The sequence below is a fragment of the Niallia sp. FSL W8-0177 genome (assembly GCF_038006285.1).
Taxonomy (GTDB): Bacteria; Bacillota; Bacilli; order Bacillales; family Cytobacillaceae; genus Niallia; species Niallia circulans_A.
Window position 1 is genome coordinate 879520 of the sequence record NZ_JBBOUX010000001.1, and the last position, 25472, is coordinate 904991.

General features: G+C 35.2%; 25 protein-coding genes. 24 read left to right on the forward strand and 1 reads right to left on the reverse strand.

Features of this window, described 5'->3' with window-relative positions; all coding sequences use genetic code 11:
- The first annotated feature begins 252 nt into the window (after nucleotides 1-252).
- From NST77_RS04200 to NST77_RS04225, 6 genes are all read left to right on the forward strand, one after another.
- Entirely contained in the window at nucleotides 253-1605 is a 1353-nt protein-coding gene (locus NST77_RS04200; protein WP_095333179.1) for an amino acid permease, read from the forward strand.
- 159 nt (nucleotides 1606-1764) lie between these two features.
- Nucleotides 1765-2742: an ABC transporter ATP-binding protein gene (locus NST77_RS04205; RefSeq protein WP_171509489.1), complete on the forward strand. Its 978-nt coding sequence runs from the start codon at nucleotides 1765-1767 to the stop codon at nucleotides 2740-2742.
- Nucleotides 2739-3551: an ABC transporter permease gene (locus NST77_RS04210; RefSeq protein ID WP_217279807.1), complete on the forward strand. Its 813-nt coding sequence runs from the start codon at nucleotides 2739-2741 to the stop codon at nucleotides 3549-3551. The genes NST77_RS04205 and NST77_RS04210 overlap by 4 nt, the downstream gene beginning before the upstream one ends.
- 5 nt (nucleotides 3552-3556) lie before the next feature.
- Nucleotides 3557-4339, forward strand: a complete 783-nt coding sequence (locus NST77_RS04215; RefSeq protein WP_095333177.1) for an ABC transporter permease — start codon at nucleotides 3557-3559, stop codon at nucleotides 4337-4339.
- Nucleotides 4340-4424: 85 nt separating this feature from the next.
- Nucleotides 4425-4583 (forward strand): YozQ family protein, encoded by a 159-nt coding sequence (locus NST77_RS04220; protein WP_095333175.1) that lies wholly within the window; start codon nucleotides 4425-4427, stop codon nucleotides 4581-4583.
- A 137-nt stretch (nucleotides 4584-4720) separates the two neighbouring features.
- On the forward strand, nucleotides 4721-5431 hold the full coding sequence (locus tag NST77_RS04225) for a polysaccharide deacetylase family protein (protein WP_341122753.1): 711 nt from the start codon (nucleotides 4721-4723) through the stop codon (nucleotides 5429-5431).
- Nucleotides 5432-5500: 69 nt separating this feature from the next.
- Here NST77_RS04225 and NST77_RS04230 read toward each other — a convergent pair whose 3' ends face one another.
- Complete coding sequence (locus NST77_RS04230) at nucleotides 5501-6529, reverse strand: DUF3231 family protein (RefSeq protein WP_095333171.1); 1029 nt, start codon at nucleotides 6527-6529, stop codon at nucleotides 5501-5503.
- A 183-nt stretch (nucleotides 6530-6712) separates the two neighbouring features.
- On the opposite strand from NST77_RS04230, the gene NST77_RS04235 reads away from it, so the two are divergent.
- The 18 genes from NST77_RS04235 to NST77_RS04320 all read left to right on the forward strand — a co-directional run bounded on the left by NST77_RS04235 (nucleotide 6713) and on the right by NST77_RS04320 (nucleotide 25462).
- A complete protein-coding gene (locus NST77_RS04235; RefSeq protein ID WP_123259670.1) occupies nucleotides 6713-7396 on the forward strand; it encodes a response regulator transcription factor in 684 nt (227 codons plus the stop codon).
- A 2-nt stretch (nucleotides 7397-7398) separates the two neighbouring features.
- On the forward strand, nucleotides 7399-8403 hold the full coding sequence (locus NST77_RS04240; protein ID WP_123257364.1) for a sensor histidine kinase: 1005 nt from the start codon (nucleotides 7399-7401) through the stop codon (nucleotides 8401-8403).
- Between the two features lie 137 nt (nucleotides 8404-8540).
- Nucleotides 8541-8792 carry a hypothetical protein gene (locus NST77_RS04245; RefSeq protein WP_341122754.1) on the forward strand — a complete coding sequence of 84 codons (252 nt, stop codon included), beginning with the start codon at nucleotides 8541-8543 and terminating at the stop codon, nucleotides 8790-8792.
- Between the two features lie 177 nt (nucleotides 8793-8969).
- Complete coding sequence (locus NST77_RS04250) at nucleotides 8970-9653, forward strand: ABC transporter ATP-binding protein (RefSeq protein WP_047941584.1); 684 nt, start codon at nucleotides 8970-8972, stop codon at nucleotides 9651-9653.
- On the forward strand, nucleotides 9650-12241 hold the full coding sequence (locus tag NST77_RS04255; RefSeq protein ID WP_163186635.1) for an ABC transporter permease: 2592 nt from the start codon (nucleotides 9650-9652) through the stop codon (nucleotides 12239-12241). Before NST77_RS04250 ends, NST77_RS04255 begins: the two co-directional genes overlap by 4 nt.
- 119 nt (nucleotides 12242-12360) lie before the next feature.
- Nucleotides 12361-13116: a class I SAM-dependent methyltransferase gene (locus NST77_RS04260; RefSeq protein WP_249878829.1), complete on the forward strand. Its 756-nt coding sequence runs from the start codon at nucleotides 12361-12363 to the stop codon at nucleotides 13114-13116.
- A gap of 15 nt (nucleotides 13117-13131) precedes the next feature.
- Nucleotides 13132-13269 carry a hypothetical protein gene (locus tag NST77_RS04265; protein ID WP_163186631.1) on the forward strand — a complete coding sequence of 46 codons (138 nt, stop codon included), beginning with the start codon at nucleotides 13132-13134 and terminating at the stop codon, nucleotides 13267-13269.
- Nucleotides 13270-13437: 168 nt separating this feature from the next.
- On the forward strand, nucleotides 13438-14931 hold the full coding sequence (locus NST77_RS04270; protein WP_123259667.1) for an aldehyde dehydrogenase family protein: 1494 nt from the start codon (nucleotides 13438-13440) through the stop codon (nucleotides 14929-14931).
- A 158-nt stretch (nucleotides 14932-15089) separates the two neighbouring features.
- Complete coding sequence (locus NST77_RS04275; RefSeq protein WP_163186629.1) at nucleotides 15090-15608, forward strand: sigma-70 family RNA polymerase sigma factor; 519 nt, start codon at nucleotides 15090-15092, stop codon at nucleotides 15606-15608.
- A complete protein-coding gene (locus NST77_RS04280; RefSeq protein WP_163186627.1) occupies nucleotides 15601-16908 on the forward strand; it encodes a DUF5643 domain-containing protein in 1308 nt (435 codons plus the stop codon). The genes NST77_RS04275 and NST77_RS04280 overlap by 8 nt, the downstream gene beginning before the upstream one ends.
- 89 nt (nucleotides 16909-16997) lie before the next feature.
- Complete coding sequence (locus tag NST77_RS04285) at nucleotides 16998-17270, forward strand: hypothetical protein (protein WP_163186625.1); 273 nt, start codon at nucleotides 16998-17000, stop codon at nucleotides 17268-17270.
- 336 nt (nucleotides 17271-17606) lie between these two features.
- On the forward strand, nucleotides 17607-18614 hold the full coding sequence (locus NST77_RS04290) for a LacI family DNA-binding transcriptional regulator (RefSeq protein ID WP_341122755.1): 1008 nt from the start codon (nucleotides 17607-17609) through the stop codon (nucleotides 18612-18614).
- 64 nt (nucleotides 18615-18678) lie between these two features.
- Nucleotides 18679-20307, forward strand: coding sequence for a glycoside hydrolase family 13 protein (locus tag NST77_RS04295; protein ID WP_163188247.1), 1629 nt, complete (start codon nucleotides 18679-18681; stop codon nucleotides 20305-20307).
- Between the two features lie 283 nt (nucleotides 20308-20590).
- The gene (locus NST77_RS04300; RefSeq protein WP_171509495.1) at nucleotides 20591-21643 is read left to right on the forward strand and encodes an aldose epimerase family protein; all 1053 of its coding nucleotides are present in this window, start codon (nucleotides 20591-20593) and stop codon (nucleotides 21641-21643) included.
- A gap of 223 nt (nucleotides 21644-21866) precedes the next feature.
- Nucleotides 21867-22844 (forward strand): carbohydrate ABC transporter permease, encoded by a 978-nt coding sequence (locus tag NST77_RS04305; protein WP_445668903.1) that lies wholly within the window; start codon nucleotides 21867-21869, stop codon nucleotides 22842-22844.
- 13 nt (nucleotides 22845-22857) lie between these two features.
- Nucleotides 22858-23691, forward strand: a complete 834-nt coding sequence (locus tag NST77_RS04310; RefSeq protein WP_095333145.1) for a carbohydrate ABC transporter permease — start codon at nucleotides 22858-22860, stop codon at nucleotides 23689-23691.
- A gap of 15 nt (nucleotides 23692-23706) precedes the next feature.
- Nucleotides 23707-24558 (forward strand): hypothetical protein, encoded by an 852-nt coding sequence (locus NST77_RS04315; protein WP_341122756.1) that lies wholly within the window; start codon nucleotides 23707-23709, stop codon nucleotides 24556-24558.
- Nucleotides 24545-25462 (forward strand): heparinase II/III domain-containing protein, encoded by a 918-nt coding sequence (locus tag NST77_RS04320; protein WP_341122757.1) that lies wholly within the window; start codon nucleotides 24545-24547, stop codon nucleotides 25460-25462. Before NST77_RS04315 ends, NST77_RS04320 begins: the two co-directional genes overlap by 14 nt.
- The last annotated feature ends 10 nt before the right edge of the window (nucleotides 25463-25472 follow it).

Sequence of the window (25472 nt, forward strand, 5' to 3'; positions counted from 1 at the left end):
ATAATAGTTTTTTTTCTTAATAAAACATCCTTCTCTTGCAAGTGGGAGCAATAGAATAGTATTAATACTTTATAGTCCAATAATCTGCTTTTCCAAACCTAAAATGAAAGATTGTTTTTTAAAAGAAACTTTTGCAATTCGATAAATACAGAGATTCGTGTATCTTGTCTTAGAATGTGCTAAACTATATTTCGTTAACTCTTGTTACATAAAAAAATTTAAATAGTATAACTGAAAAGAGAGTGATTAAACATGCAGCAAGAAACATTGTCTAGAGGATTGAAAAACAGACATGTTCAATTAATTGCAATTGGAGGAGCAATAGGAACAGGGCTTTTTCTAGGGGCTGGTAAATCAATCCACTTAGCGGGCCCATCTATTCTATTTGCCTACATCATAACTGGTATCATTTGTTTTTTGATTATGCGAGCACTAGGAGAACTGCTTTTATCTAATCTGGAATATCATTCCTTCGTAGATTTTGTAAATGACTATTTTGGCAAAAAAGCTGCCTTTGTAACAGGATGGACGTACTGGTTTTGTTGGATTTCGATTGCAATGGCAGATTTAACTGCTATCGGCTTGTATACAAAGCTTTGGTTTCCTCATGTACCTCAATGGTTACCAGGTTTTATTGCTTTAATTGTCTTACTTATTATGAACTTAGCTACAGTAAAGCTTTTTGGAGAGATGGAATTTTGGTTCGCTTTAGTTAAAGTTATTGCCATTATTGCATTAATTATTATTGGCTTCATTATGATAGTAAAAGGCTTTTCAACAGATGCGGGTCCTTCAAGCTTTACCAATCTGTGGAATCATGGCGGCATGTTTCCTAATGGAATGAATGGGTTTATTCTTTCTTTTCAAATGGTTGTTTTTGCTTTTGTAGGAATTGAATTAGTAGGGCTTACAGCTGGGGAAACTGAGAATCCTGAAAAGGTTATTCCAAAGGCAATTAATAATATTCCGATAAGAATTTTAATTTTTTATGTGGGGGCATTGCTTATTATTATGAGTATTTACCCTTGGAATGCCATTAATCCCGCTGAAAGTCCTTTTGTTCAAGTATTCCTGGCTGTTGGGATAACAGCAGCGGCAGGAATTGTGAACTTTGTCGTGTTAACTTCCGCAGCATCAGCCTGTAACAGTGCGATTTTTAGCACAAGCAGAATGATGTTTGCGTTGGCAAAGGAAAAGAATGCACCAGAATCTCTTGCTAAATTAACAAAAAATCAAGTGCCATCAAATGCGCTATTCTTTTCTGTGATTGTCGTGTTAATTGCTGTTATTTTAAATTACATCATGCCAGAAGGCGTATTTACGTTAATCACAAGCATATCGACCGTTTGCTTTATCTTTATTTGGGCAATTACTGTTCTTTGTCATTTAAAGTATCGTAAATCACGCCCAGCACTAGCGGCAAAAAATAAATTTAAAATGCCACTCTTTCCATTTGCAAATTATCTTATTCTTCTTTTTCTAGCGTTTGTCCTTGTTGTATTAGCGCTTGCTGAAGATACAAGAGTTGCATTATTTGTTACACCAGTCTGGTTTATCTTGTTATTGGTGATTTATCAAATTAAGTGGAAACAATCTGCAAATTAATAGATTTCTTTTAAAAATAGAGCCTGAAATTGATTTACATATCGGTTTCAGGCTTTGTTTTTTTGAGTGGCAAAAGATTTGAAAAAATCAAAAAAATATATTGACAAAATCTTCAATAAAATGCTATTATATTCTTCTTTTGAAAAGGAGGGAGAAGCATTGATTAAGGTTAAGGGAATCAATAAATCCTTTAAGGTTGCGAAGAGGGCAGCAGGTCTTCGAGAAGGACTGAAAGCTCTTGTTTCAAGGGAGCATACGATTGTCCATGCATTAAAGGATGTAAGTTTTACAATAAATCCTGGAGAAATTGTGGGGTATATCGGTCCAAATGGAGCAGGAAAATCAACGACGATTAAAGTAATGAGTGGTATTCTAGTACCAGACAGCGGCGCTTGTGAAATTATGGGCTATACCCCTTGGCAGGATCGTGTAGAATATGTGAAAAATATTGGCGTAGTTTTTGGGCAGCGATCCCAGCTATGGTGGGACGTCCCAGTAATTGATTCATTTGCCCTTTTAAAAGATATTTATCATGTATCAGACAAGGACTATAAGGAAACACTCTCGTTATTAATGGAAACACTCGAGTTAAAAGATATCATACATTCACCAGTAAGACAGCTCAGTTTAGGGCAGCGGATGCGTTGTGAAATTGCTGCTTCTCTTATCCATAATCCACAAATTCTCTTCTTAGATGAACCTACCATTGGTCTTGATGCAGTAAGCAAGATAGCAGTAAGAAATTTTATAAAAAAAATCAATAAACAAAAGAACGTAACGGTTATCCTGACAACACATGATATGTTTGATATCGAAGCACTATGTGACCGTGTTCTTCTAATAGGAAAAGGGAGCCTGTTATATGATGGGAATTTGCAGGAATTAAGAAGCCGTTTTGGCTCCCATCGTACCATTACTGCAGACTATAAATCTAGCAATGCACCAATTGAAATTCCAGGAGCCGATATTCTTTCTTGGACGGAGGAAAGAGCCATTTTAAGTGTAGATACATCGGTAATTTCTGTCTCGGAAGTTATTATGCAATTGTCTCATTCTCTGGATCTTGTCGACGTTTCTGTAACATCACAGCCGATTGAAGATATTATTGTACAGCTTTATAAGGAGTACGAAATATGAGGATAATTAAACCATATGTGGCTGTGTTAAGATTACGATTATTAAATGGGATGCAATACCGGGCAGCCGCTTTAGCGGGAGTGGCTACACAGTTTTTCTGGGGATTTATTTATATTATGATTTTTCAAGCTTTTTATGCACAAACGATGGGAGAACAGCCGATTTCCTTGGAAGAATTAGTTACTTATTTATGGTTGCAGCAATCTTTTTTAGCGTTTATTATGCTATGGTTTCGTGACAATGAATTGTTTGATTTAATAACGACAGGAAATATTGCCTATGAGTTATGCAGACCAATTGGGATTTATGAATACTGGTTTAGTAAGTTATTAGCGCAGCGGTTAGCAAGTGCGCTGCTAAGGTGCTTCCCCATACTATTACTGGCATTTCTCCTTCCGTCTGCTTATCGGCTAATGTTACCGCCAGATTTAAAAACATTTATATTATTTTGTATTTCCCTCTTATTAGGATTGTTCGTATTAGTGTCTATTTCTATGTTTATTTATATTTCCGTTTTTATTACGCTTTCCCCAATGGGATCTCTGTTAGTATTTGGTGTAGTAGGGGAGTTCTTTGCTGGAATGGTAATACCTATTCCGCTTTTGCCAGAGTGGCTTCAGCAAATTGTTTACCTTCTTCCCTTCCGATTAACGGCAGATTTTCCGTTTCGAGTCTATTCTGGTAACATTCCGAACAGCGAAGCAGTTGAAGGAATCATGATTCAATTAATATGGCTGGTAGCACTTGTGTTTCTTGGGAAAATGGCATTACATAAAGCGATGAAAAAAGTCATTGTACAAGGAGGGTAAATATTATGCGCCTTTATTTTCAATACCTTCTGCTATTATTTAAATCACAAATGCAGTATCGAACGTCTTTTTGGCTATTGTCATTAGGGCAGTTTCTTGTTCCCTTTTCTGCCTTTGCTGGATTATATTTCTTGTTTGAAAGGTTTGGGCAAATTAAAGGCTGGGATTTTTATGAGGTTGGTCTTTGTTTTGCTGTCATTCATATGGCTTTTGCATTAAGTGAATGCTTCGCAAGAGGATTTGATAATTTCTCCAGTCTTGTTGCCAGCGGTGATTTTGATAGATTGCTTGTTCGACCAAGGACGACTTTTATACAAGTGTTAGGTTCGAAATTTGAATTTACAAGAGTGGGAAGGTTATTGCAGAGTGTTATGGTTCTAGGGTGGGCTTTATTTAATCTAGCAATTGATTGGAACATAATGAAGTGCATCACCCTATTGTTAATGATTTTAAGTGGTGTTTTTATTTTTACAGGAATATTTATTTTGGCAGCGACTCTTAGCTTTTGGACCATTCAAGGATTGGAGATTGCTAATATTTTTACCGATGGTGGCAGGGAAATGGCTCAGTATCCATTAAATATTTATCAAAAATGGGTGACGCGTTTTTTTACTTTTGTTATTCCTTTTGGCGCTGTCAATTATTTACCTTTGCTTTACCTCCTTGGTAAGGGAGGAGAAGCAGAATGGTTATATATGCTAACACCGCTGGCAGGTATTCTATTTATCCTTCCTTGTATTCTTGTGTGGATAGTTGGTGTGCGTCACTATCGGTCAACCGGTTCGTAATATGGAATGTTTCCTAATCTATTAATGGTGGTATAAATCTAGTAGATAAATATATACATCATGAAATAATGGGAGGCGTTTTAAAATGAATAAAGATTCAAACACAAACCCTGCAGGCAAAACTCATCAGCCTGACGAGAAGAAACAAAAGGATGAAGCTTCAAAAGGATTGAAAGAAACGCATGATCAAGCAAATGATAGTTTAACAGAAGGAACAATTGATAAGAAAAAAAACAAAGAATAACCATTTTAAACTTTAAGAAGATGGAGAAAACGAGGAATCGTTTTCTCCATCTTCTTTATGTCACTAAATAATAGATAAGGGGGCAAGAAGAGGATATAATTATAGCGGCAAAAATAAAGTAAAGAAAGGTTGTTGGAATGAAAAAAAGATGGAAGATATTAATTGGCTTTTTGGTTTTGTTGCTTATCCTATTTGGTGCCTATCAACTAATGAACGCTCGATCTTTTCAATTATTCGGTGGATTAACCGATTATGTAAAGACAAAGGAGAAAGTAGTTGCTTTAACATTTGATGATGGACCTACTAAAAATGTAGATGATATTCTGTCCTTACTAGATGCTTACGATGCAAAAGCAACTTTTTTTCTAATTGGAAATGAAATAGAAAAAAATCCTCTTTTGGCAGAGGAAATTGCGGAAAATGGACATCAACTTGGAAATCATACATACTCACATGAGCGTATGATATTTAAGTCGCAAGCTTTTATAAGGAATGAAGTAGAAAAAACAAATCAATTAATTGAAAAAGCTGGTTATACAGGTGAAATAGACTTCAGACCGCCTAATGGAAAGAAGCTAGTTGGGCTTCCTTATTTCTTGAAACAAGCAGAAATAGATACGATTCTATGGAACATGGAGCCTGATACGTATTATCAGACAGCAGAAGACAAGATAAACTATGTGAAAGAGTCAGTAAAGCCAGGGTCCATTATTTTGATGCACCCAATGTATGATAAGACAGGGCAAGAACGAAAAGCGCTAAAAGGAATTTTAAAAACACTAACAGAAGCTGGGTATACATTTGTTACGGTTAATGAACTTCAAGAGATGGCAGATAGCAATAATTAATTGTTAAATAGCAAAGAGAAAAAGGTATGTGGATTTTAGCCAGATACCTTTTTTTATGAATGAAATACCTTAGCTTTCACGTTTCACTGCAAAGGGTGGATGCTCCATCCAGCCATTTTTAATCATAATTTTAGCAGCATCTTCTGTAAATAAACCTATCTGTGTTAATGCTCTTGTATACATAAAGGCAATATCATGCCGACCATTTACAGCTATTGAGTTTCCAAAGGATCTGATTTTCATCGAAAACATATCCATTTTATGAAATAACATTATTTTATCCGAAAAAGGAGAAACGGTTGATGTTGTAATTAAGTGATCAAGAAACGATGGTGTTGGTAAATGATCATTATGTAGTTTTTCCATATACTGTTCAACATGTTTATCGGTAAAGTTCTTTCCTCTTATAAAGAGTTCTCGAATCTCTTCTTGTTGGACAACCTGACTAAATGCCATTATCAATGCTTTACTCGCAACATTGTTCTCGATATTATCGTAAAGATGTGCTATTTCTAAAGCATGTAAAGATCTCACATGTCCAAAATACCCATTTAAAAAATCCTTCTGAACAAACATTTGACTTTCAGGAATGGGAATAATAGGCGGTTTACGGGTGAAGCCCTTTTTCATTAATATTTCCTTAATTTGCTCTATTAAACGTACGGTAGAACTCATACAATATTGGAAAAATTCTTTTACATCCTTTCGAAAAACAAGGGGAATAGCTACGTTATAAATGCTTATTCCAGCCTTAGCGGCATACTTAAGATAATGAACATAGTATTCATCTTCAAACAAACGAGGAGCATGAAGGTTTACATCTTCTTCTAGGGAAAAACCCTTTGGCAATGGAAAATTCTCCTTTGAAAGTATTTCTGCTGATATAGATAAAAATTCTGTGCTCAACTTTAAGGCGTTTTTCAATAGCTTTTTAATATCAGAATCCTCGACATGCTGAAGGAAATAATGGAGAAAACATTTTGACATGCTGTTGCCCATATACGTTGCCCAAAGTTTACCTAATTCCGCTGATGTTAGCTTTTCACTTAGGTCAGTTTGTTTTAAATCTATATTCAATGGTTTTGGTCTCGCGTCCATCTCAAAAAACTCCTTTAGTTGGTTTTGTTTTAGTATTCACAGACATATTTAATCGTATGCTAAATTTACTTATTAATATTGAATCAATTTTTTAGCTTTTTCCTTTTTATAAGGGAAGACCTTTCACTCTATGTACCAATCGTTTAGAATAATTACAGAAAAGAAAACTTATGGGAGTAGAAAATGAAAATACTAATAGTTGAAGATGATAAAACAATTGCTTCTGGTTTAGATTACAGTTTACAAAGTGAAAATTATGAAACAATTATTTGTCATGATGCCAAAGACGCGAGAAAAACGATAGAGGCAGAGCTTAACCATATCGATCTATGTTTATTTGACTTGTCTCTGCCAGATGGTTCTGGTTATGAATTATGTGAGCTTGTGAAAAGTAAATCAGATAAGCCCGTTATCTTTTTAACGGCATTAGATGATGAAGTTAATGTAGTAATGGGACTTGATATGGGGGCAGATGACTATATTACTAAACCGTTTCGCCTGAGAGAGCTTCTTTCAAGAATAAAATCCGTATTGCGCCGCTACAATGTACAGCCCCAAAATACTACTTTCATCGAAATCGACGATATACGTATTAATACTTTGGAAGGAAAGATCTATAAAAAGGATGAAGAAGTAGTAGTCACGGCCCTGGAATACCGGTTATTTTTGATATTCGCCAATAATTTAGGCCAAGTTTTAACAAGGACACAGCTATTGGAGCGAATCTGGGATGTTGCAGGGGATTTTGTTAATGACAATACCTTAACAGTTTACATTAAAAGGCTCCGCGAGAAATTAGAAGATAATCCCCAAAAGCCAACCATTATAAAAACTGTCCGTGGTCTTGGTTATAAGGTAGGTGACTAGTAATGCTTCGTAATCGGGAATGGAAAGTACTGATACTTATTTTAGCAATCATAAGCATAGTAGCGATTATATATGCGCTTACCGTCTTTTCTTTCGCTGTGGCCGCATATTTGCTTAGCGTTATCAGCATTATTTTTATTAGCTTTTTTTTATTTACAAGATTCCGTTATAAGGAAATAGAAAACCTTTCGAGCTACTTACAGCGAATAAGTAATGGAGATGAAAGTCTGGACATCCGCGACAATGTCGAAGGTGAATTAAGTATTTTAAAAAATAATATCTATAAAGTTACCTTAATGCTTTCTGAACATAGCTCACTTCTTCGTCAGGAAAAATTGAAACTGACAGATGCAATTTCTGATATCTCTCATCAATTGAAAACACCGCTGACTTCCATGGTGGTAATGACTGACTTGTTAAGCAATCCCCATCTAGAGGAATCAAAACGGCGTGAGTTTACGAATAATATCTCGATACAGCTGGAAAGAATGGAGTGGTTAGTTTCTTCTTTGCTGAAATTATCGAAAATGGATGCTGGGACGATTCCTTTTAAAAAGGAAAAAGTAGTTGTGAAAGCACTAATTCATAAGGCGGTTGAACCAGTATTAATTCCGATCGATATAAAAGAACAGACTTTGCAGATTACTGGAGATGATAGTGTTACATACATAGGTGATTTTAACTGGACAGTAGAAGCAATAATAAATATTTTAAAAAATTGTGTAGAACACACCGGAGAAGGTGGACAAATACACATTAGTTTCGCAGAAAATGTTTTGTTTACAGAAATAGTTATTCACGATAACGGCAAAGGCATCGCTAAAAAAGATTTACCTTATATTTTTAAACGATTTTATAAAGGGGAAAATGCTAGTGAAGACAGCATCGGCATAGGCTTAGCAATGGCCTATAGTATTATAAAAAGCCAGCATGGGGATATTGAAGTAAGAAGTAAGATAGGAAAAGGAACTACTTTTCATATTAAATTCTATAAACAAGTGATTTAGTGAAATTGAATTATGGATGATAGCGGAAATTAGAATAGATGAAAAAGAGAATTCGTTTTACTGTGGGGAGGCGTTCATTAAAGGAATGAACGCCATAATTTGTTCGGATGGAAGGGGAAATGGTGTTCATAAAGAGGATGAAAGCCAAAATTGGTTGGGCAGGAAGGAAAATGGTGTTCATAGAGGGAATGAAAGCCAAAATTGGTTTGACCGGAAGGAAAAGTGGTGTTCATAGAGGGAATGAAAGCCAAAATTGGTTGGGCAGGAAGGAAATGGTGTTCATAGAGGGAATGAAAGCCAAAATTGGTTCGGTAGGAAGGGAAAATGGTGTTCATAAAGAGGATGAAAGCCAAAACTGGTTGGGCAGCAAGGAAAAATGGTGTTCATAGAGTTAATGAAAGCGGGAATTCGAAAAAGTAGTGTTCAACCAAAGAACCCCCAATATCAATAAATTAACACAAAAGAGCTATCAACCATTTAAAGTGACTAAATTGTCACTTTAAAGTCACTCAATAGTCACTTTAGACAGGTAGACTAAGAGCATCAAGTAATTGGAGGGCGAATAAATGGAAATTTTAAAAATAGAAAATCTGTCTAAAGTATATGGAAAAGGGGAAACAGCTGTTAAAGCATTGGATAACGTATCCTTTTCTGTTAATAAGGGTGAGTTTGTAGCGATAATTGGACCATCTGGGTCAGGGAAATCGACTTTGCTTCATATGCTAGGTGGGGTAGATAGACCAACAAGTGGAAAAGTTTTTGTAGATAATACAGATATTTATCAATTAAATGAAACACAATTAGCTATTTTTAGAAGAAGACAAATTGGTCTTATCTATCAATTTTATAACTTAATCCCCATTTTGTCGGTAGAAGAAAATATTACGCTGCCTCTTCTATTAGATAATCACAAGGTAGATAAAGAACAATTTAATCGCATTGTTTCGATATTAGGTCTCCAGCAAAGATTAGATCACCTGCCTAATCAATTATCTGGGGGACAGCAGCAGCGTGTATCCATTGGACGAGCACTTATCAGTAATCCCGCAATTATGCTGGCAGATGAGCCTACAGGGAATTTAGACAGTAAAAATAGTGAAGAGATTATGGAACTATTAAAAATGTTTAATAAAACCTATAATCAAACACTTATTGTTATTACCCATGATGAACGGATTGCCTTACAGGCGGATCGTGTCATTTCGGTTGAGGATGGAAAAATCGCCAAAAATGAGGTGATTCGTCCATGAATATAATGAATAAACTTACTTTGAGAAATTTAAAGGAGAACAAGCGAAGAACACTAGTGACGATTATTGGCGTCATTATTTCTGTCAGTATGCTGACAGCTGTTGCCACCCTTGGTGTTTCTTTTATTGATTTATTAAAAAGAGATACGATAGCAAGGGGCGGAGAATGGCATGCGCAGTTTATAGGCGTGAATAGCGAGCAAGCTAAAGAGCTAAAAAAAGACAGCAAAATCGAAAAGGTTATCTTATCAAATGATTTGGGTTATGCGGAATGGAAGGATTCAAAAAACGATAATAAACCGTACTTATTTTTTAAACAATATGATGAGCAAGGATTTGAGCAATTTCCAATTCGTTTAAAAGAAGGAACATATCCAAAATCTTCGAATGAAATTATCATATCTGATGAAATGAGGAAGAAAGGGAATAGTTCTTATGCCATCGGTAAGGAAATAAAAGTTAGTATTGGGGAAAGACATGTAAAATCAGATGGAGAAGATACGATATTAACACAAACAGATCCTTTGCAAAGGAATGAAGAAGGAGAAAAAACGGAGGAAATCCAGCAAGCAAAAGCAGCTACATTCAAAATTGTGGGGATTATGGAAACCCCATCATGGGAATCTTCATGGGCACCAGGCTATACAGTTATTAGCTATTTGGACCAAAAGGAGTTAACGACTAACAGCAGCGTCAATGCAAGTGTAGTAATGAAAAAGGTAAAGCAATCTTTATTTGAGGACATGGAATCCTCAGCAAAGAAATTATCTATCGCCAAAGTGAATTTTAATGATGAGCTCCTGCGTTATGAGGGGGTATCTTCACATGATAATGTGCTTGTTACGATGTATTCTCTATTAGGAATTATCATACTTGTAATTGTAATTGGTTCTGTGGCATTGATTTATAATGCTTTTGCCATCAGTGTGTCAGAACGGGCAAGACATTTAGGCATGCTTTCCAGTGTCGGCGCAACGAAGAAACAAAAAAGAAATTCAGTGTTTTTTGAAGGCACAGTTATAGGAGGCATCAGCATCCCGATAGGAATCATTGCGGGACTAGCAGGAATTGGCGCGACATTCTATTTTATAAACAAATATTTTAAAGAAGCTTTAAACACTACAGAAGGTTTAAATGTAGTAGTAACGCCTTATTCTATCTTATTTTCCATTCTGATTTCCATTGTAACAATTTTTATTTCTACCTATCTGCCAGCAAGGAAGGCATCAAAGATTTCAGCAATAGATGCAATTAGACAAACACAAGATATTAAATTATCTGGAAAAAAAGTAAAAACTTCTAAACTTGTGCGCAAGGTATTTGGCTTAGAAGCGGAAATTGGCTTGAAAAATTTAAAACGTAATAAACGAAGATATCAAACCACTGTTTTTTCATTAGTTATAAGTATTTTGCTTTTCTTAACCGTAGCATATTTCACAGATAATATGAAAAAATCAGTTGGGTTATCACAGAAAAATATTGATTATGATATTGCAGTGTCTGGGGATTCTCATACTACAGAGGAAGAGATGCAGATTTTAGCCAATGCACCTAGTGTTACAAAAAGTAATATAATTAAAAGCACCTATGTGAACACTTACCTTCCTGAAGATGTGTTAAGTAAAAATAATAGAGAAAAAGTGAAGAAAGATAAAACTATTCTGGAGAATGGTAAACTATCATTTAATGTGAACTTCTTTGTGCTATCTGATACAGCTATGCAGAAATATGCTAAAACTGCAGGCTTTAATTCCCAAGAATATACAAATCCTAAGGTACCAAAAGGTATTGTGATAGAGAACGTTTCTTATTTTGATCCATATGAAAAGAAATTTGTGGAAGAAAAGGTGATGAATGCAAAACCTGGTGATTATATGGATCTCTATCACTACAATATGGACGAGGAAAAGGATGAAAAGTTTAATAAGATTCAAATTGGCGCATTTACCAATGAAACGATAATGGGGATTGATGCTAATAGTTATGGAACGATTACCATGATTATATCCGATGAGGTTGCAAAGGAATTATTTAAAAATGAAAATTTGGTTATGAATTACACACTCTATTTAAACAGCGAAAATCCAGAGAAGGCCCAAGAGGAATTAGAAGATCTGAAAACAAGCTCGGTCTATATTTACAATGTCGAAAAGGATCGTAAGCAATCAGAGCAGATGATTATGATGATGTCTGTCTTTATGTATGGGTTTATTACCCTCATTTCATTAATTAGTATTGCTAATATCTTTAATACCATTTCTACAAGCATTTCTTTGCGGAAAAGAGAGTTTGCTATGCTGCGTTCGGTTGGAATGACGCCAACTGGCTTTAATAAAATGATCTATTTTGAGAGCATTTTTTATGGAATAAAAGCATTGATGTATGGTCTTCCAATTAGTATTGGAGTAATAGCTATCATATACTGGTCGATAAGCAATACATTTGAATATGGTTTTGCGCTTCCATGGATGAGTATTCTCTATGTAGTTATTGCCATATTTATCATTGTCGCTTCAGCTATGCTATATTCAGTCAGCAAAATTAAGAAAGAAAATATTATCGATGGCTTAAAGCAAGAGAATATTTAATAGAAATAAATAAGAATGAGAAAAACTCGTCCATTTTGGCGGGTTTTTTTCATAGGAAAAAGCAAGCAGGTAAGTGCAAGAAGAATGTAGAATCAGTAAGTACGATAGAGGAGGGTAATATGAAGAGAGATATTTTGCAACAAAATAAAGAAAGCTGGGATAAAGTAGCCCATCATTTTAACGGGATTGATGCACTACCAAGTTATGGTCCCTTTAGCCAAACAGAAGAGGAATTAAGGCTATTTGAAGAAATAGAAAATAAAAAAGTCCTTGATATCGGCTGTGGCAGCGGACATTCTTTGCTTTATATGGCAGACAAAGGGGCTAGTGAATTATGGGGGATAGACTTATCAGAACAGCAAATTGAAACAGCAAAAGAAACACTTAAAGATTTAACTACCCATTTATACTGTGCTGCGATGGAAGAAGAAATCGAACTGCCTCAGGTTTATTACGACATCGTTTACTCCATCTATGCAATTGGATGGACAACGGATTTAGCTTCTACATTTAAACTTATTTATTCGTATTTAAAGCCAGGAGGAGTATTTATATTTAGCTGGGATCATCCACTATATGCGTATATGCAAAGTCAAAACGGACAAATCTCTCTTACTGGTTCTTATCAGGAAGAAGGTTTAACATCATACCAAAGATTTAAAGGGGAAGAAGCACCAGTAGTGATACCCAAAAGAAAAATGAGTACATTTATAAATGAATTGATTAAAGCAGGATTTACAATTGAATCTGTTATAGAAAGTGAGGTTTCCAAAAGCTTGGAAACGGTCGAGGCTGAAATCTCTGATCGCTATTATTCCTTATACAAAGCAAGGAAATTTCCAACTACTATGATTATTAAAGCGAGAAGAACATGACATGTGGGAAGCCGCATGTCATGTTTAGTACTTCAAGTCTTTAAAAAAAGAGAGCAAAAACCATTCTTGGCAATTGGGATTGTAACAAAAAGAAGTACAACGTTATTATTAGACATTCCTAATATTGGATTTTATAATTTAACTATCTGCTAGTTTGTTAAAGTAATCACATTGGAGTCAATCTTAAAATAACTGTATTTGTAAACGCATTCTTAACAGGGTGTTTTGATAATCAGGATAAAAATAAGGTGAGAGCTTTCCATTTGATTTTCTATGTAATCAATACCTTATTTTTAAATATAAGAAAAAGGGGATTTGAAAATGGCAACTTCTTTAAATGCAGCAACTGTATTGGACTCAGAGTATGGCCTTTATATTAATGGGCAGTGGCAAAAGGGATCGGAAGGGAAGCTGATGGCAAGCTTCAATCCAAGTAACGGCGAAAAGCTTGCTGACTTTGTTGATGCAACCTATACAGATGTTGATCAAGCAGTGGATGCTGCAACAGAAGCTTTAAAAACCTGGAAAAAAGTAAGCTTATTAGATAGAAGTAATTTACTATTAAAAATTGCCGATTTAATCGATGAAAATGCGGAAAAATTAGCGTTAGTAGAAACATTGGATAATGGAAAACCGTTAAGAGAAACAAGAAATATAGATGTGCCATTAAGTTCAGACCATTTCCGCTATTTTGCAGGGGTCATTCGCTCCGAAGAAGGAACTGCCCAAGCCTTTGATGAAGATACTCTATCTATTTCGATTAAAGAGCCGATCGGAGTTGTTGGACAAATTATCCCTTGGAATTTTCCACTTTTAATGGCCGCGTGGAAAATCGCCCCAGCAATTGCTGCAGGCAATACGGTTGTCATTCATCCATCATCTTCTACTTCTTTAAGTGTGCTGGAGCTGGCCAAAATTTTAGATCAAGTTTTACCAAAAGGGGTAGTCAATGTAATTACTGGTCGCGGCTCTCATTCCGGGGATTATATGTTAAAGCATGAGGGATTTGCGAAGATTGCCTTTACAGGATCGACAGAAATTGGCCAAGAAGTTGCTGTGGCCGCAGCCAAAAGGCTTATTCCCTCTACACTTGAGCTAGGCGGTAAGTCAGCAAATATCATTTTCAATGATGCACCAATGGAGCGAGCTTTAGAAGGGGTTCAATTAGGCATCCTCTTTAACCAAGGACAAGTATGCTGTGCTGGTTCCCGAATTTTTATCCAAGAAGGAATTTATGATGAGTTTCTTGCGAAAATGAAGCTGGCTTTTGAGGATGTAAAAGTTGGCTTGCCTTGGGAAGAAGATGTCGTGATGGGTTCACAAATAAATGAACGGCAACTAAAGCAAATCTTAGAATATGTAAAAATAGGAGAAGAAGAGGGTGCTAGAGTTGTAACAGGTGGGTGCAGACTCATAAATAACGGATTAGAAAATGGGGCATTTATGGCTCCGACGATTTTAGCTGATGCCACTAATGATATGCGTATTGCCAAAGAAGAGATTTTTGGCCCAGTTGCAACAGTCATTAAATTTAAGACCGAAGAAGAGGTTATTGAGCTTGCTAACCAATCAGAGTTTGGCCTTGGAGGAGCGGTGTTCTCAAGAGATATTAATACAGCATTGCGTGTAGCAAGAAGTGTGGAAACAGGCCGAATGTGGGTGAATACGTATAATCAACTGCCAGCGGGAGCGCCATTTGGCGGTTACAAGAAATCAGGCATCGGCAGGGAAACATATAAGAGCATCTTAGATGGCTATACCCAGACAAAAAATATTTATATCGTAACGAAAGAAGAAACAGAGGGATTATATTAAAGAAAGGGAAGCTGTTAGGACATTGTCTTAGCGGCTTTTTTTATACTTTGAATTTCATGTATAATTTGCTCTTAGATAAAAAAATATAATTTTGTTCTTTCGTGAACTTTTTCCAAAGTAGAAAGTCTAATGTATAGGAGCAAAGAGGAGGTGATTAATTGGAAGAGTTAGAGACTAGCAGGAAAGCTATTAAAGGAGATGATGATGCCTTTTTGGAAGTCATGCAATTACATAAAGAATCACTGCTAAGAGCTGCTTTAGCATTTCTCAAAGACGAGGATGCGGCAATAGAAGCCTTGCAGGAAGTAACCTATCGGGCATATAAAAAGATCCATACCGTTAACGAACCAGCCTATTTAAAAACATGGCTGACAAGGATTATGATCAATTACTGTCAAGATCAAGTAAAGAGAAAGAATCGGATTATTTCTGATAAACAACTATATGACGTATCTGTCCACCAAAACCAATCATTAATCGAACTAAAGGAAGCCCTTGGAATGTTATCACATGAAGACCAGCAATTAATCTATTTAAAATACTTTCAAAATACGAAAATCAAAGAAATCGCCGCAATAGAGAATATTCCAGAAGGAACGGTAAAGTCTCGATTACATAAAGTACTAAAAACGCTTCGGCTGTATTTTAAAGAGAAAGGAGCGAGTGATCATGTATGAAGAAGAGGAACAAAGATTGTCTAGGTTAAAGGCTGACTTAGAAAAAACAACATTACCGCTCGAAAAAGCCGAAGAAGCCATATTAAGCGGAATTTTGAAAGCTAAACAGGAACAAAATCGGGCGAAGAAAAAACAAAAAAGATTAATCGGGCTTGCAATTGCTGCAATAATCATCATTTCCTTTGTAACATCTATTCGGATTTCTCCAACCTTCGCAAATGCCCTCTCATCCATCCCTGGAATGGAATGGTTGATTGGTTATATTGAACAAGATAAAGGGTATTCTGCCATTATCGAAAATGATTATTATCAAAAGCTAGATGTTTCTGAGACAAAAGGTGATTTAACGTTAACGATTGATGGAGTGATTATGGATGAATCAGGAATAAATATTTTTTATACATTACAATCTACTAAGTCTCTAACTGGTGGAAAGATAAAGGATATTAATCTTTTTAATAAAGAAGAATTTCCTGAGCATGTACAAAGCAATGATTTTCCTGAAGATATCAAAAATGAATTTCAAGATAAGGTGGAATACCAATTTGTTAAACCTTTTTCCTTTAAGGAATTAAAGTTTAATTTTGAATTCATTACAGTAATAGATAACAAAGAAATAAAGTTTCTGATTCCTTTTGAGCTAAAGGAAAATGTAAAGAAGCAGATTACTTATCCAATAAACCAAGTGGTGGAAGTAGAGAATCAAAAAATGACGATTGAAGAAATGATTGTCTATCCTTTAAGAATTGGTGTAAAGGTAGCATTCGATCCAGCGAATACAAAGGAAATTTTGGGATTTGAAGATATGCGCTTGGAAAATGAGAACGGCGAAGTATGGTCGTCTATTGCAAATGGTATTGTGAATACAACTTTGAGTAAGTATGAAAAAATGTATTATCTCCAATCAAATTATTTTGAAAAACCAAAGGACCTTTATTTGCGGATCAATAAACTAATGGCGATTGATAAAGAAGAAGCGATGGTTATCGTGAATACAGAAACAAATACATTAATAAACAGTCCGAAAGACGATAGGCTTAAACTAGGGAAAACATCAAAATCACAAGTGGAATTTTCTATGAATTCGAATAGTGAGGAAGATCCAAAAGGCCTCTTTAGTACTGCAATTGCTGCAGATGGAAAAGAATTTTCCATTCCTAAGATAGAAAGTAGAAGCTCGCACAAAGAAATAAGTTGGATTTTATCTTTTGATAACACAATGTATAAAAATCCTTTAAAGCTCGAATTGGCTGCTTATCCAAACTATATTAAAGGAGATATAAAAGTAAAATTAAAATAAAAGGATAAGCTTCATTTAGTAAGGTAAAAGGAATTCAAAAAAAATGAGAAATAATTTTTATTATATAAATTAGGTATGGAGGTAGAAAAATGAAAAATAGTTCATCCATAATTTTTGGGTTAGCCACTATAATAGGCTTTACCATATTAGGTTTGTTCATATTGTCTGCATTTGGTAAAGAGTCCACAAAAGTAGAGAATGATAATGATGATTATAGATATGAATTAGTTCCTGCAAATGAGAATAATATTATCATTTTCGATAAGAAGACTGGTGAATATTGGAGCAAATTTATCCCAAGCAATGAAGGTCCTACTAATTGGGAGAAAGGCGATTTTCCAGTAAATAATAGCAGTAAATAATAGACGAAGTGCATTGACCACCTTTCCTTTTGAGGTGGTTTTTTATAGTGCTTTTCTGTATCTTTATTGTGTTGTTGTTGATTTTATGTAGTTTTGCTCAGTTTATTTCACTTATTTTTCACGAGATATATCGGAGAATAAATTATTAGTCAAGGTTGTATATAGATAGCGTTGTCTTGCATGGAATTTACCGGGTTCTGTTCAAATGACTACATAATAGAAAAGAATAATCCATGCTATCAAACTAATTATTTCTTAATCATTGGGGTGTTGTAAGCAGTATATTTTTATGTTATAGTGAAGGCAACGTAAACGTTTACGTAAAGGGTGGCAAAAATGACGATAACGATAAAAGATATAGCAAATGCTGCAAAGGTGTCTACTGCAACTGTTTCGCGAGTTTTAAATGGCGCAGGTGGCTATAACGAAGAGACAAAGAAGAAAATCCTCCATATCGCAGAAGAACTAGGTTACCGAAGAAATGAAATGGCGAGAAGCTTAGTAAAAAAATCTAGTAATTTAATTGGTATTATTATGCCGAGTGTATCAACCATTTTTTATGCAGATATTGTTAATGGAATAGAGAAGCTGGCACAAAAACATGGTTTTAGTGTTATTTTATCTCATGCAGGAGTTAAAGGTAATCGTTTAATTCATTGCTTGAAGATGCTGGAAGAAAGAAAAGTGGATGGGCTTGTTATTGTATCCATTCCATTAATGGAAGACCAAATTCAAGCTATTGAATCATTGAGTATTCCATATGTGTTATTGTCAACAGATACACCAAATAAACAAATACCATTTATAAAAGTAGATGATTATGAAGCCTCTTATGCTGCTACAGAGTATCTAATAAAACATGGTCATCGGAAAATTGGCTTGGCAGGTGTTGATTTCTCTGATCGAGTAGCTGGGATTCCAAGAATTGAAGGATATAAAAAAGCGTTAAAAGATCATGGATTAAACTTTTCTGCTAACGACATAAAAGCAGGAGACTATAGTTTTACGGCAGGAAAAGAAGCCCTTTATGCTTTTCATACTGAAAAGGATGGGATAACAGCAGTATTTTGTGTAAGTGATGAGGTAGCGCTTGGCATTATTTCAGCTGCTTATGAATTAGGGATAAAAATACCAGAGGACCTTTCCGTCGTAGGCTACGATAATACGAGAGTTGCGGAAATGGCTGTACCACCCTTAACGACGATTGAGCAGCCATTTCGGTTAATGGGAGAAAAGGGCTGTTTCAAAATAATCGAGGCAATTCAGCAAAAGAAAGCAGTAAAAACAGAAATGCTCCCATTCGATATAGTGGAAAGAGCATCAGTAAAACATTGGGAACATTAAATTTTTTTAAATTAAACGTAAACGTTTACGCTTAGACGAATAAGAATAGAAAGTGGGTAACGAAATGGAAAAGAAATGGTGGCAAACATCGGTTGTATATCAAATATATCCAAGAAGCTTTCAAGATAGTAATGGGGATGGAATTGGCGATATTAGAGGGATCATTAATCGATTAGATTATTTGCAAAAGCTAGGCATTGATGTAATTTGGCTAAGCCCTGTATATAAATCACCAAATGATGATAATGGCTATGACATTAGTGATTATCAAGATATAATGGATGAGTTTGGTACAATGGCAGACATGGATGAATTAATTGCTGCGGCGAATGAAAAAGGAATTAAAATTGTCATGGATTTAGTAGTCAATCATACATCCGATGAACATAAGTGGTTTATAGAAGCAAAAAAAGGAAAAGACAATCCATACCGTGATTATTATATTTGGCGTGACCCAGTAAATGGCGAAGCTCCAAATGATTTAAAATCCACTTTTAGTGGTTCTGCTTGGGAATATGATGAAGAAAGCGGCCAATATTTCTTACATTTATTTAGTAAAAGACAACCAGATTTAAACTGGGAAAATAAAAAAGTCCGAGAAGAAGTTTGGAAAATGATGAACTATTGGTTAGACAAAGGAATCGGCGGCTTCCGAATGGATGTGATTGATTTAGTAGGAAAACAACCTGATCTTGGTATTACTGGAAATGGTCCAAAGCTTCATGAGTATATCCGAGAAATGAATGAAAAATCGTTTGGCAATTATGATGTTTTAACAGTAGGAGAAACATGGGGAGCAACACCGGAAATTGCTAAATTATATTCCGATCCAGCTAGAAAAGAGCTTTCGATGGTCTTTCAGTTTGAGCATATTGGTTTAGATAAGCAAGAAGGCAAACAAAAATGGGATCTGAAGCCATTAGAAATCAATCAATTAAAAACCATTCTTGCTAAATGGCAGACATCACTTGGAAATGAAGGCTGGAACAGCTTATTCTGGAATAATCATGATTTACCAAGAATCGTTTCGCGTTGGGGAAATGATAAAGAATATCGGGTAGAAAGTGCAAAAATGTTTGCCATTCTCTTGCATTTAATGAAAGGAACACCTTACATCTATCAAGGTGAAGAAATCGGTATGACCAATTGCCCCATCACAGATATTAGTCAAGTAAATGATATTGAAAGCATTAATATGTATCATGAGCGATTAGCAAAAGGATATACGAAAGAGGAGATTCTTCATTCTATTAATGTAAAAGGCAGAGACAATGCAAGAACACCTCTTCAATGGGATGATACGGAAAATGGCGGTTTTACCACAGGAACACCTTGGCTTCATGTAAATCCCAACTATACGGAGATAAATGTGAAAAATAATTTAGAAGATCCTAATTCTGTCTTTTATTGCTATCAATCTTTGATTCAATTAAGAAAGGATAACCCAATCATTGTATGGGGAGATTTCGAATTAATCAAAGATACAGAAGAAGAAATTTTTGCCTATACTCGTAAGTTTGAAGGAGAGACATGGATTGTGATTGCAAACTTTAGCGCGCAAGACAGAAGCCTAATTATGCCTGTGTTTGGCGAGAGTGAGGATATCATCATTAGCAACTATCACCGCCAACATGCTGACTTTTCGAATTTACAGTTAAAGCCATATGAAACATTCGCCGTAAGAGTTCATTAATAATAGGAGGAAGCTGTTAACAACCTGATAGGAGTGTTGACAGCTTTTTTTATGAAATTCTGTCTTTCTAATAAAAAGATATTACCAAGTTTAATCAAATAAAGTAAAATAGATAAGTAGAATAGTTAATATGTTAAACAAACTATATTAGTTACTACAAATGGCATGGAATTTTTTTTGAAAAGTGAAATGAAGGCGATTTCAAATTTGGGTTTTAGGGTAAAGGTATTCATTTAAGTACTAGGAAAGATGTAGAGAATATTTTTAAAGAGGAGAGGTTCATATGAATTACAGTCAAAGATCAATGGGAGAAATAAACGGAGCAGATGTAACGGAATTTACTTTTACAAATAATAGCGGAATGAGTTTTTCTAGCATGAATTACGGCTGCATTATTACGAAGATAATCGTACCTGATAAAGAAGGAAACAAGGAAAATGTAGTGCTTGGTTTTGAAACATTAGAAGAGTATCGAGAAAATAAAGGACCATATTTAGGTGCCATTGTAGGAAGAGTTGCTGGAAGAATTAAAGAAGGAAAATTTGAACTTAATGGAAAAGAGTACCGCTTGAATACCAATACCCCTCCTAATCATTTGCATGGCGGAAATATAGGATGGAGTGAAGTGGTCTTTGCATCTTCAATAGTAGAAAAGGATGATGCAATAGGCATCCGTTATACATACCATAGTCCAGACGGAGAAGAAGGATATCCAGGTAATTTTGACTTAACTGTAGATTATCTATTGACAAATGATAATGAAATAATCTTATCTTATAGCGGGAAAACGGATAAAGAAACACCTGTTACTGTAACTAATCATTCTTATTTTAATTTAAGCGGTAATAACAAAAGAGATATTTTAGAGCATGAGCTGATTGCAGATGTCGACCGCTTTCTAGAGCTTAGGGAAGATTTTATTCCGACCGGAAAAATGATTCCAACAAATAACACTCCATTTGATTTTGCAAAAGGCAAGTTATTGAAAGAAGGAATGGACAATGATTTTGAACAAAATAGAATAGTAGGAAATGGATACGATCATCCGCTTGTGTTTGCAGAAGATGGTTCTCATTCTGCTATTTTGCGAGATCGAGAAAGTGGACGGGAAATGTCTTTAATTACAAACCAGCTTGCAGTCGTTCTTTATACAGGGAATATGTTAGAAGATCAATATCGTTTCAATGGGGTAATTGCTAAAAAATATTTAGGGGTATGTTTGGAGACGCAAGGGCTTCCCGATGCAATCAATCACTCTGCATTCCCATCCGTTGTTTTAAAGCCAGGAGAAATATATCAAGCTGAAACAAAACTGAAATTCCGTGTCATGGAATAGAAAAAGACAAGAAGAGGAAGAAATCAAATGAATGGTTTTTTTCTCTTTTTTGCTGCAAAGGACGAAGACTATTATAATATTGTGACTAACAAATCTTTTCTTTATCACTTCTATCATCCTCATAGATAGTACCTTCCATTGTTACAAGCCAAATGAAAGAAGTAAATTTTGTCTCTGTATTGAGCAAAATAACGTTAATGTAAGTGCTGTCATTTTTACTATAATGAAAGAAAATAAGATGATAGAGGTGAGTAACATGAGTGCTAGTACAGAGGTTAAGACTGCGGATATAGTAAAGCCAACTAAGAAAAAGCGGCAAAGTAAACATGTGAAAAATGAAAATTGGGCAGGGATTGCGTTTGTTTCACCAATGTTAATTGGTGTTTCCATCCTTGTCTTACTGCCAATTGTTGCAACCTTCATTTTAAGTCTTTCTGATTGGAGTTTTATTACTAATATTTCGCAATTGAAATGGGTAGGACTACAAAATTTTATAGATTTATTTCAAGATAAGATATTTATACGCTCTTTAATGAACAATGCTATTTTTATGTTAACGGTACCAATTTGTATGGTTATTTCTTTGTTTCTAGCAATTGCAATCGATCGAAATGTTTATTTTAAGAGTTATTTTAAAGTAGCATTTTTTATGCCGTATATCTCAAGTGTGGTGGCAATTGCAGTAGTATGGCAAGTATTGTTTCACCCATCTTTAGGTCCGATTAATCAATTTCTTATGTCACTCGGCATTGATAATCCTCCCAAATGGATTGCAGATCCAAGCTTTGCATTAGTTTCCATTATGTTTATACAAATTTGGATTTCGATTGGTTTTAATATGATCATTTATTTAGCTGCACTGCAGTCCATCCCACGAGATCTATATGAAGCCGCTGATATTGATGGGGCAAGCGCATTGGTGAAATTTAAAAACATTACGTTACCGATGGTTTCACCGACTACTTTCTTCTTGTTGATTACTGGTATTATTTCAACCTTTAAAGTATTTGATTTAATCTCTGTTTTAACAAAAGGAGGACCAATGCACGTAACAAGCATGATTGTATGGAACCTATACGATACTGCTTTTGTTAATTTAGATATAGGTCACGCTTCTGCAATGGCCGTTATTTTATTCTTTATTGTTTTTGCTATTACGCTTATTCAATGGTTAGGACAGAAAAAATGGGTGAATTATTAAGGAGGGTTTGCGGATGCTTAAATCACTATCCATAAATAAAGCGATAATGACAATCGTCATGTTAATGATAAGTATTATGTTTCTTCTTCCGTTTGTATGGATGCTTTCGACATCCTTTAAGATAGAAGCAGACGTTTTTAAATTTCCTATACAGTGGATTCCAGAAAGATGGAATGGTTTCAACAATTATAAAGAAGTCTGGTTTGGGGAAAATCCATTCTACATTTATTATTGGAATACCATTAAAGTGACAGTATTTACTACTGCTATTTCGGTAACTGTTTCTGCGCTGGCAGCCTATGGATTTTCAAAAGTGAATTTTCGGTTAGGTAATTTCTTGTTTTTAATCGTTTTAGCTACTTATATGGTACCTGCACAGGCAATTTTAGTACCACAATTTATTATTTACCGCAAAATTGGGCTGTTTGATAGTCATTTAGGGTTAATCTTATTAGGAAGCTTTAGTGTGCTAGGTACTTTTATGCTTAGACAATTTTTTATGGGAGTTTCGAATGAGCTTGTTGAAGCTGCAAAAATCGATGGAGCCGGACACTGGAAGATTTTCTGGCGAGTTGTACTTCCAATTGTAAAGCCAGCCATAGCGACCTATGCCATCCTTCGATTTATTTGGACATGGAATGATTATCAAAACCCATTAATCTTCCTTCGTTCTGATCATTTATTGACGATACAGCTTGCAATGCAGAAGTTTACGACAATCAATGGCGAATTTTACTCTCTAATTATGGCTGCGGCAGTCTCAGCTATTTTACCGCTCGTAATCGTATTTATTATTGGGCAAAAACAAGTAATTGAAGGGATAGCATTAGGTGGAGTAAAAGGCTAAAAGGAGGCGTGAATATTGACTTTCGAAGAGTTGCTGGAGAAGCTAGATGGGAAATATTCTCTGTTTTTTCCAAATGCTGAAGCAAAAAAAGCATGGTGGAAATCCATTCAACATAATCCTGATTATGCTGATATCCTAAAACAAGTAAGTGAGACACTAGAGCAGCTTCAACAACAAAAAATAAATAATGACGAACTGCCGTATTCGTTGTTTCAGTTATTTGAAACAACAGGTACTCGAATAGAATATGAAACAGCATATTTTCAGAAAAGAAGAAAATTGAATACCTATGCAATCATGGTACTTCTTGAACCAGAAAAGGAGGAATTTCGTAAAGTACTGCAAGATATTATTTGGTCTATCTGTAATGAATTCTCATGGTGTTTACCTGCCCATCTAATAAATAGTCCCGAAACTGACTGTGGTCAATTATATTCACTTACAGAAAAACAAGATACTACTTATACAATCGACTTATTTTCTGCTGAAACAGCTTTTGCCTTAAGTGAAATATATACGCTCACAAAAGAATACTTAGATCCATTGATAGGGAAAAGAATTTATGAAGAGGTGTATAATCGGACGTTTATTCCCTTTCTCGAAGGAAATTTCAAATGGGAAACAGAAACCCATAATTGGGCCGCTGTTTGTGGGGGTTCTATCGGTTCAGCTGCCATCCATTTAATCCAAGATTCCACAGAACTTGCGCTTATTTTAGAAAAAGTTCTCCCTGTAATGGAAAGTTATTTAAGTGGTTTTGCAGAAGACGGAATATGTATGGAAGGATATTTATATTGGCAATATGGATTTGGTTTTTATTCCTATTCGATCATTTTTAGAGGGAGATTTAGTGGTGAATTTTTCTGATGCACCCCCTAAAGCAAAAGTACTTATAGGGATGAGTCATTTCTTAGTAAATCAGTATGAGGACGTTATCGTTCCAGAACTTCCATTATATGCGCGATATCAAGATGATCATTGTAGCAGATGGGCACCAGCCATCCGCGCGTTATTATGGTTTGATTCGTCGTTATCACCAAGCAAATGGGAAGAAGGAACGTTTATTTCTGAGGACTCCCAGTGGTTAATCTCTAGAGTTCAATCAAATGCAGGGTCTTTTGCTTTTGCAGCTAAAGGGGGAAGCAATAATGAGCCACATAATCATAATGATATCGGACATTTTATCCTTCAAGCCAATAAGACAACTTTGCTGCAGGATTTGGGAAGTGGCTTATATACGAAGGACTATTTCAATGAGAATAGATACACTTATTTATGTAATAGTTCGAAAGGCCATTCCGTCCCTATTATCAATCATTCTTACCAAGAAGCAGGAAAAGCCAGTTATGCTCGGTTAGTCACTGCCAATTCTGATAGAAAGAGAGATTTGTTTGAATTGGAAATGACAAAAGCTTATAGAGATCCATCTCTATTAAATGTCTCGCGGAAATTCACTTGGATTAAAACAGAGTTTCCAAAATTAATCGTGGAAGACATTTTTAAGTTTTCTGAAGAGCCAAAATCCATCATTGAACGCTTTATATTGCCCAATGTTTCGGTTGAAAGATGTGATGGTGGAATAAGTATCAAAGGAGAATCTTGCATCCATATTTATTTTGATTCCAATTACTATGAGGTAAGTATACAAAGAGATTCGTTTGTTAACCATTTTAATAAAGGAGAAGAAGTGCTATTACTTGATCTCTCTCTTAAGAAATTAAGCAGGAATTTTCGTGTATATCTAGAATTTGAATTTAGTTCTGAAAAATAGGAGGAGATAC

Bases quoted from the DNA above. Each gene is read 5' to 3' on its own strand.
- NST77_RS04200 (WP_095333179.1), top strand. From the start codon at position 253: ATGCAGCAAGAAACATTGTCTAGAGGATTGAAAAACAGACATGTTCAA.
- NST77_RS04210 (WP_217279807.1), top strand. From the start codon at position 2,739: ATGAGGATAATTAAACCATATGTGGCTGTGTTAAGATTACGATTATTA.
- NST77_RS04215 (WP_095333177.1), top strand. From the start codon at position 3,557: ATGCGCCTTTATTTTCAATACCTTCTGCTATTATTTAAATCACAAATG.
- NST77_RS04220 (WP_095333175.1), top strand. From the start codon at position 4,425: ATGAATAAAGATTCAAACACAAACCCTGCAGGCAAAACTCATCAGCCT.
- NST77_RS04225 (WP_341122753.1), top strand. From the start codon at position 4,721: ATGAAAAAAAGATGGAAGATATTAATTGGCTTTTTGGTTTTGTTGCTT.
- NST77_RS04230 (WP_095333171.1), bottom strand. From the start codon at position 6,529: ATGGACGCGAGACCAAAACCATTGAATATAGATTTAAAACAAACTGAC.
- NST77_RS04235 (WP_123259670.1), top strand. From the start codon at position 6,713: ATGAAAATACTAATAGTTGAAGATGATAAAACAATTGCTTCTGGTTTA.
- NST77_RS04240 (WP_123257364.1), top strand. From the start codon at position 7,399: ATGCTTCGTAATCGGGAATGGAAAGTACTGATACTTATTTTAGCAATC.
- NST77_RS04245 (WP_341122754.1), top strand. From the start codon at position 8,541: ATGAAAGCCAAAATTGGTTGGGCAGGAAGGAAAATGGTGTTCATAGAG.
- NST77_RS04250 (WP_047941584.1), top strand. From the start codon at position 8,970: ATGGAAATTTTAAAAATAGAAAATCTGTCTAAAGTATATGGAAAAGGG.
- NST77_RS04255 (WP_163186635.1), top strand. From the start codon at position 9,650: ATGAATATAATGAATAAACTTACTTTGAGAAATTTAAAGGAGAACAAG.
- NST77_RS04260 (WP_249878829.1), top strand. From the start codon at position 12,361: ATGAAGAGAGATATTTTGCAACAAAATAAAGAAAGCTGGGATAAAGTA.
- NST77_RS04265 (WP_163186631.1), top strand. From the start codon at position 13,132: ATGTCATGTTTAGTACTTCAAGTCTTTAAAAAAAGAGAGCAAAAACCA.
- NST77_RS04270 (WP_123259667.1), top strand. From the start codon at position 13,438: ATGGCAACTTCTTTAAATGCAGCAACTGTATTGGACTCAGAGTATGGC.
- NST77_RS04280 (WP_163186627.1), top strand. From the start codon at position 15,601: ATGTATGAAGAAGAGGAACAAAGATTGTCTAGGTTAAAGGCTGACTTA.
- NST77_RS04285 (WP_163186625.1), top strand. From the start codon at position 16,998: ATGAAAAATAGTTCATCCATAATTTTTGGGTTAGCCACTATAATAGGC.
- NST77_RS04290 (WP_341122755.1), top strand. From the start codon at position 17,607: ATGACGATAACGATAAAAGATATAGCAAATGCTGCAAAGGTGTCTACT.
- NST77_RS04295 (WP_163188247.1), top strand. From the start codon at position 18,679: ATGGAAAAGAAATGGTGGCAAACATCGGTTGTATATCAAATATATCCA.
- NST77_RS04300 (WP_171509495.1), top strand. From the start codon at position 20,591: ATGAATTACAGTCAAAGATCAATGGGAGAAATAAACGGAGCAGATGTA.
- NST77_RS04305 (WP_445668903.1), top strand. From the start codon at position 21,867: ATGAAAGAAAATAAGATGATAGAGGTGAGTAACATGAGTGCTAGTACA.
- NST77_RS04310 (WP_095333145.1), top strand. From the start codon at position 22,858: ATGCTTAAATCACTATCCATAAATAAAGCGATAATGACAATCGTCATG.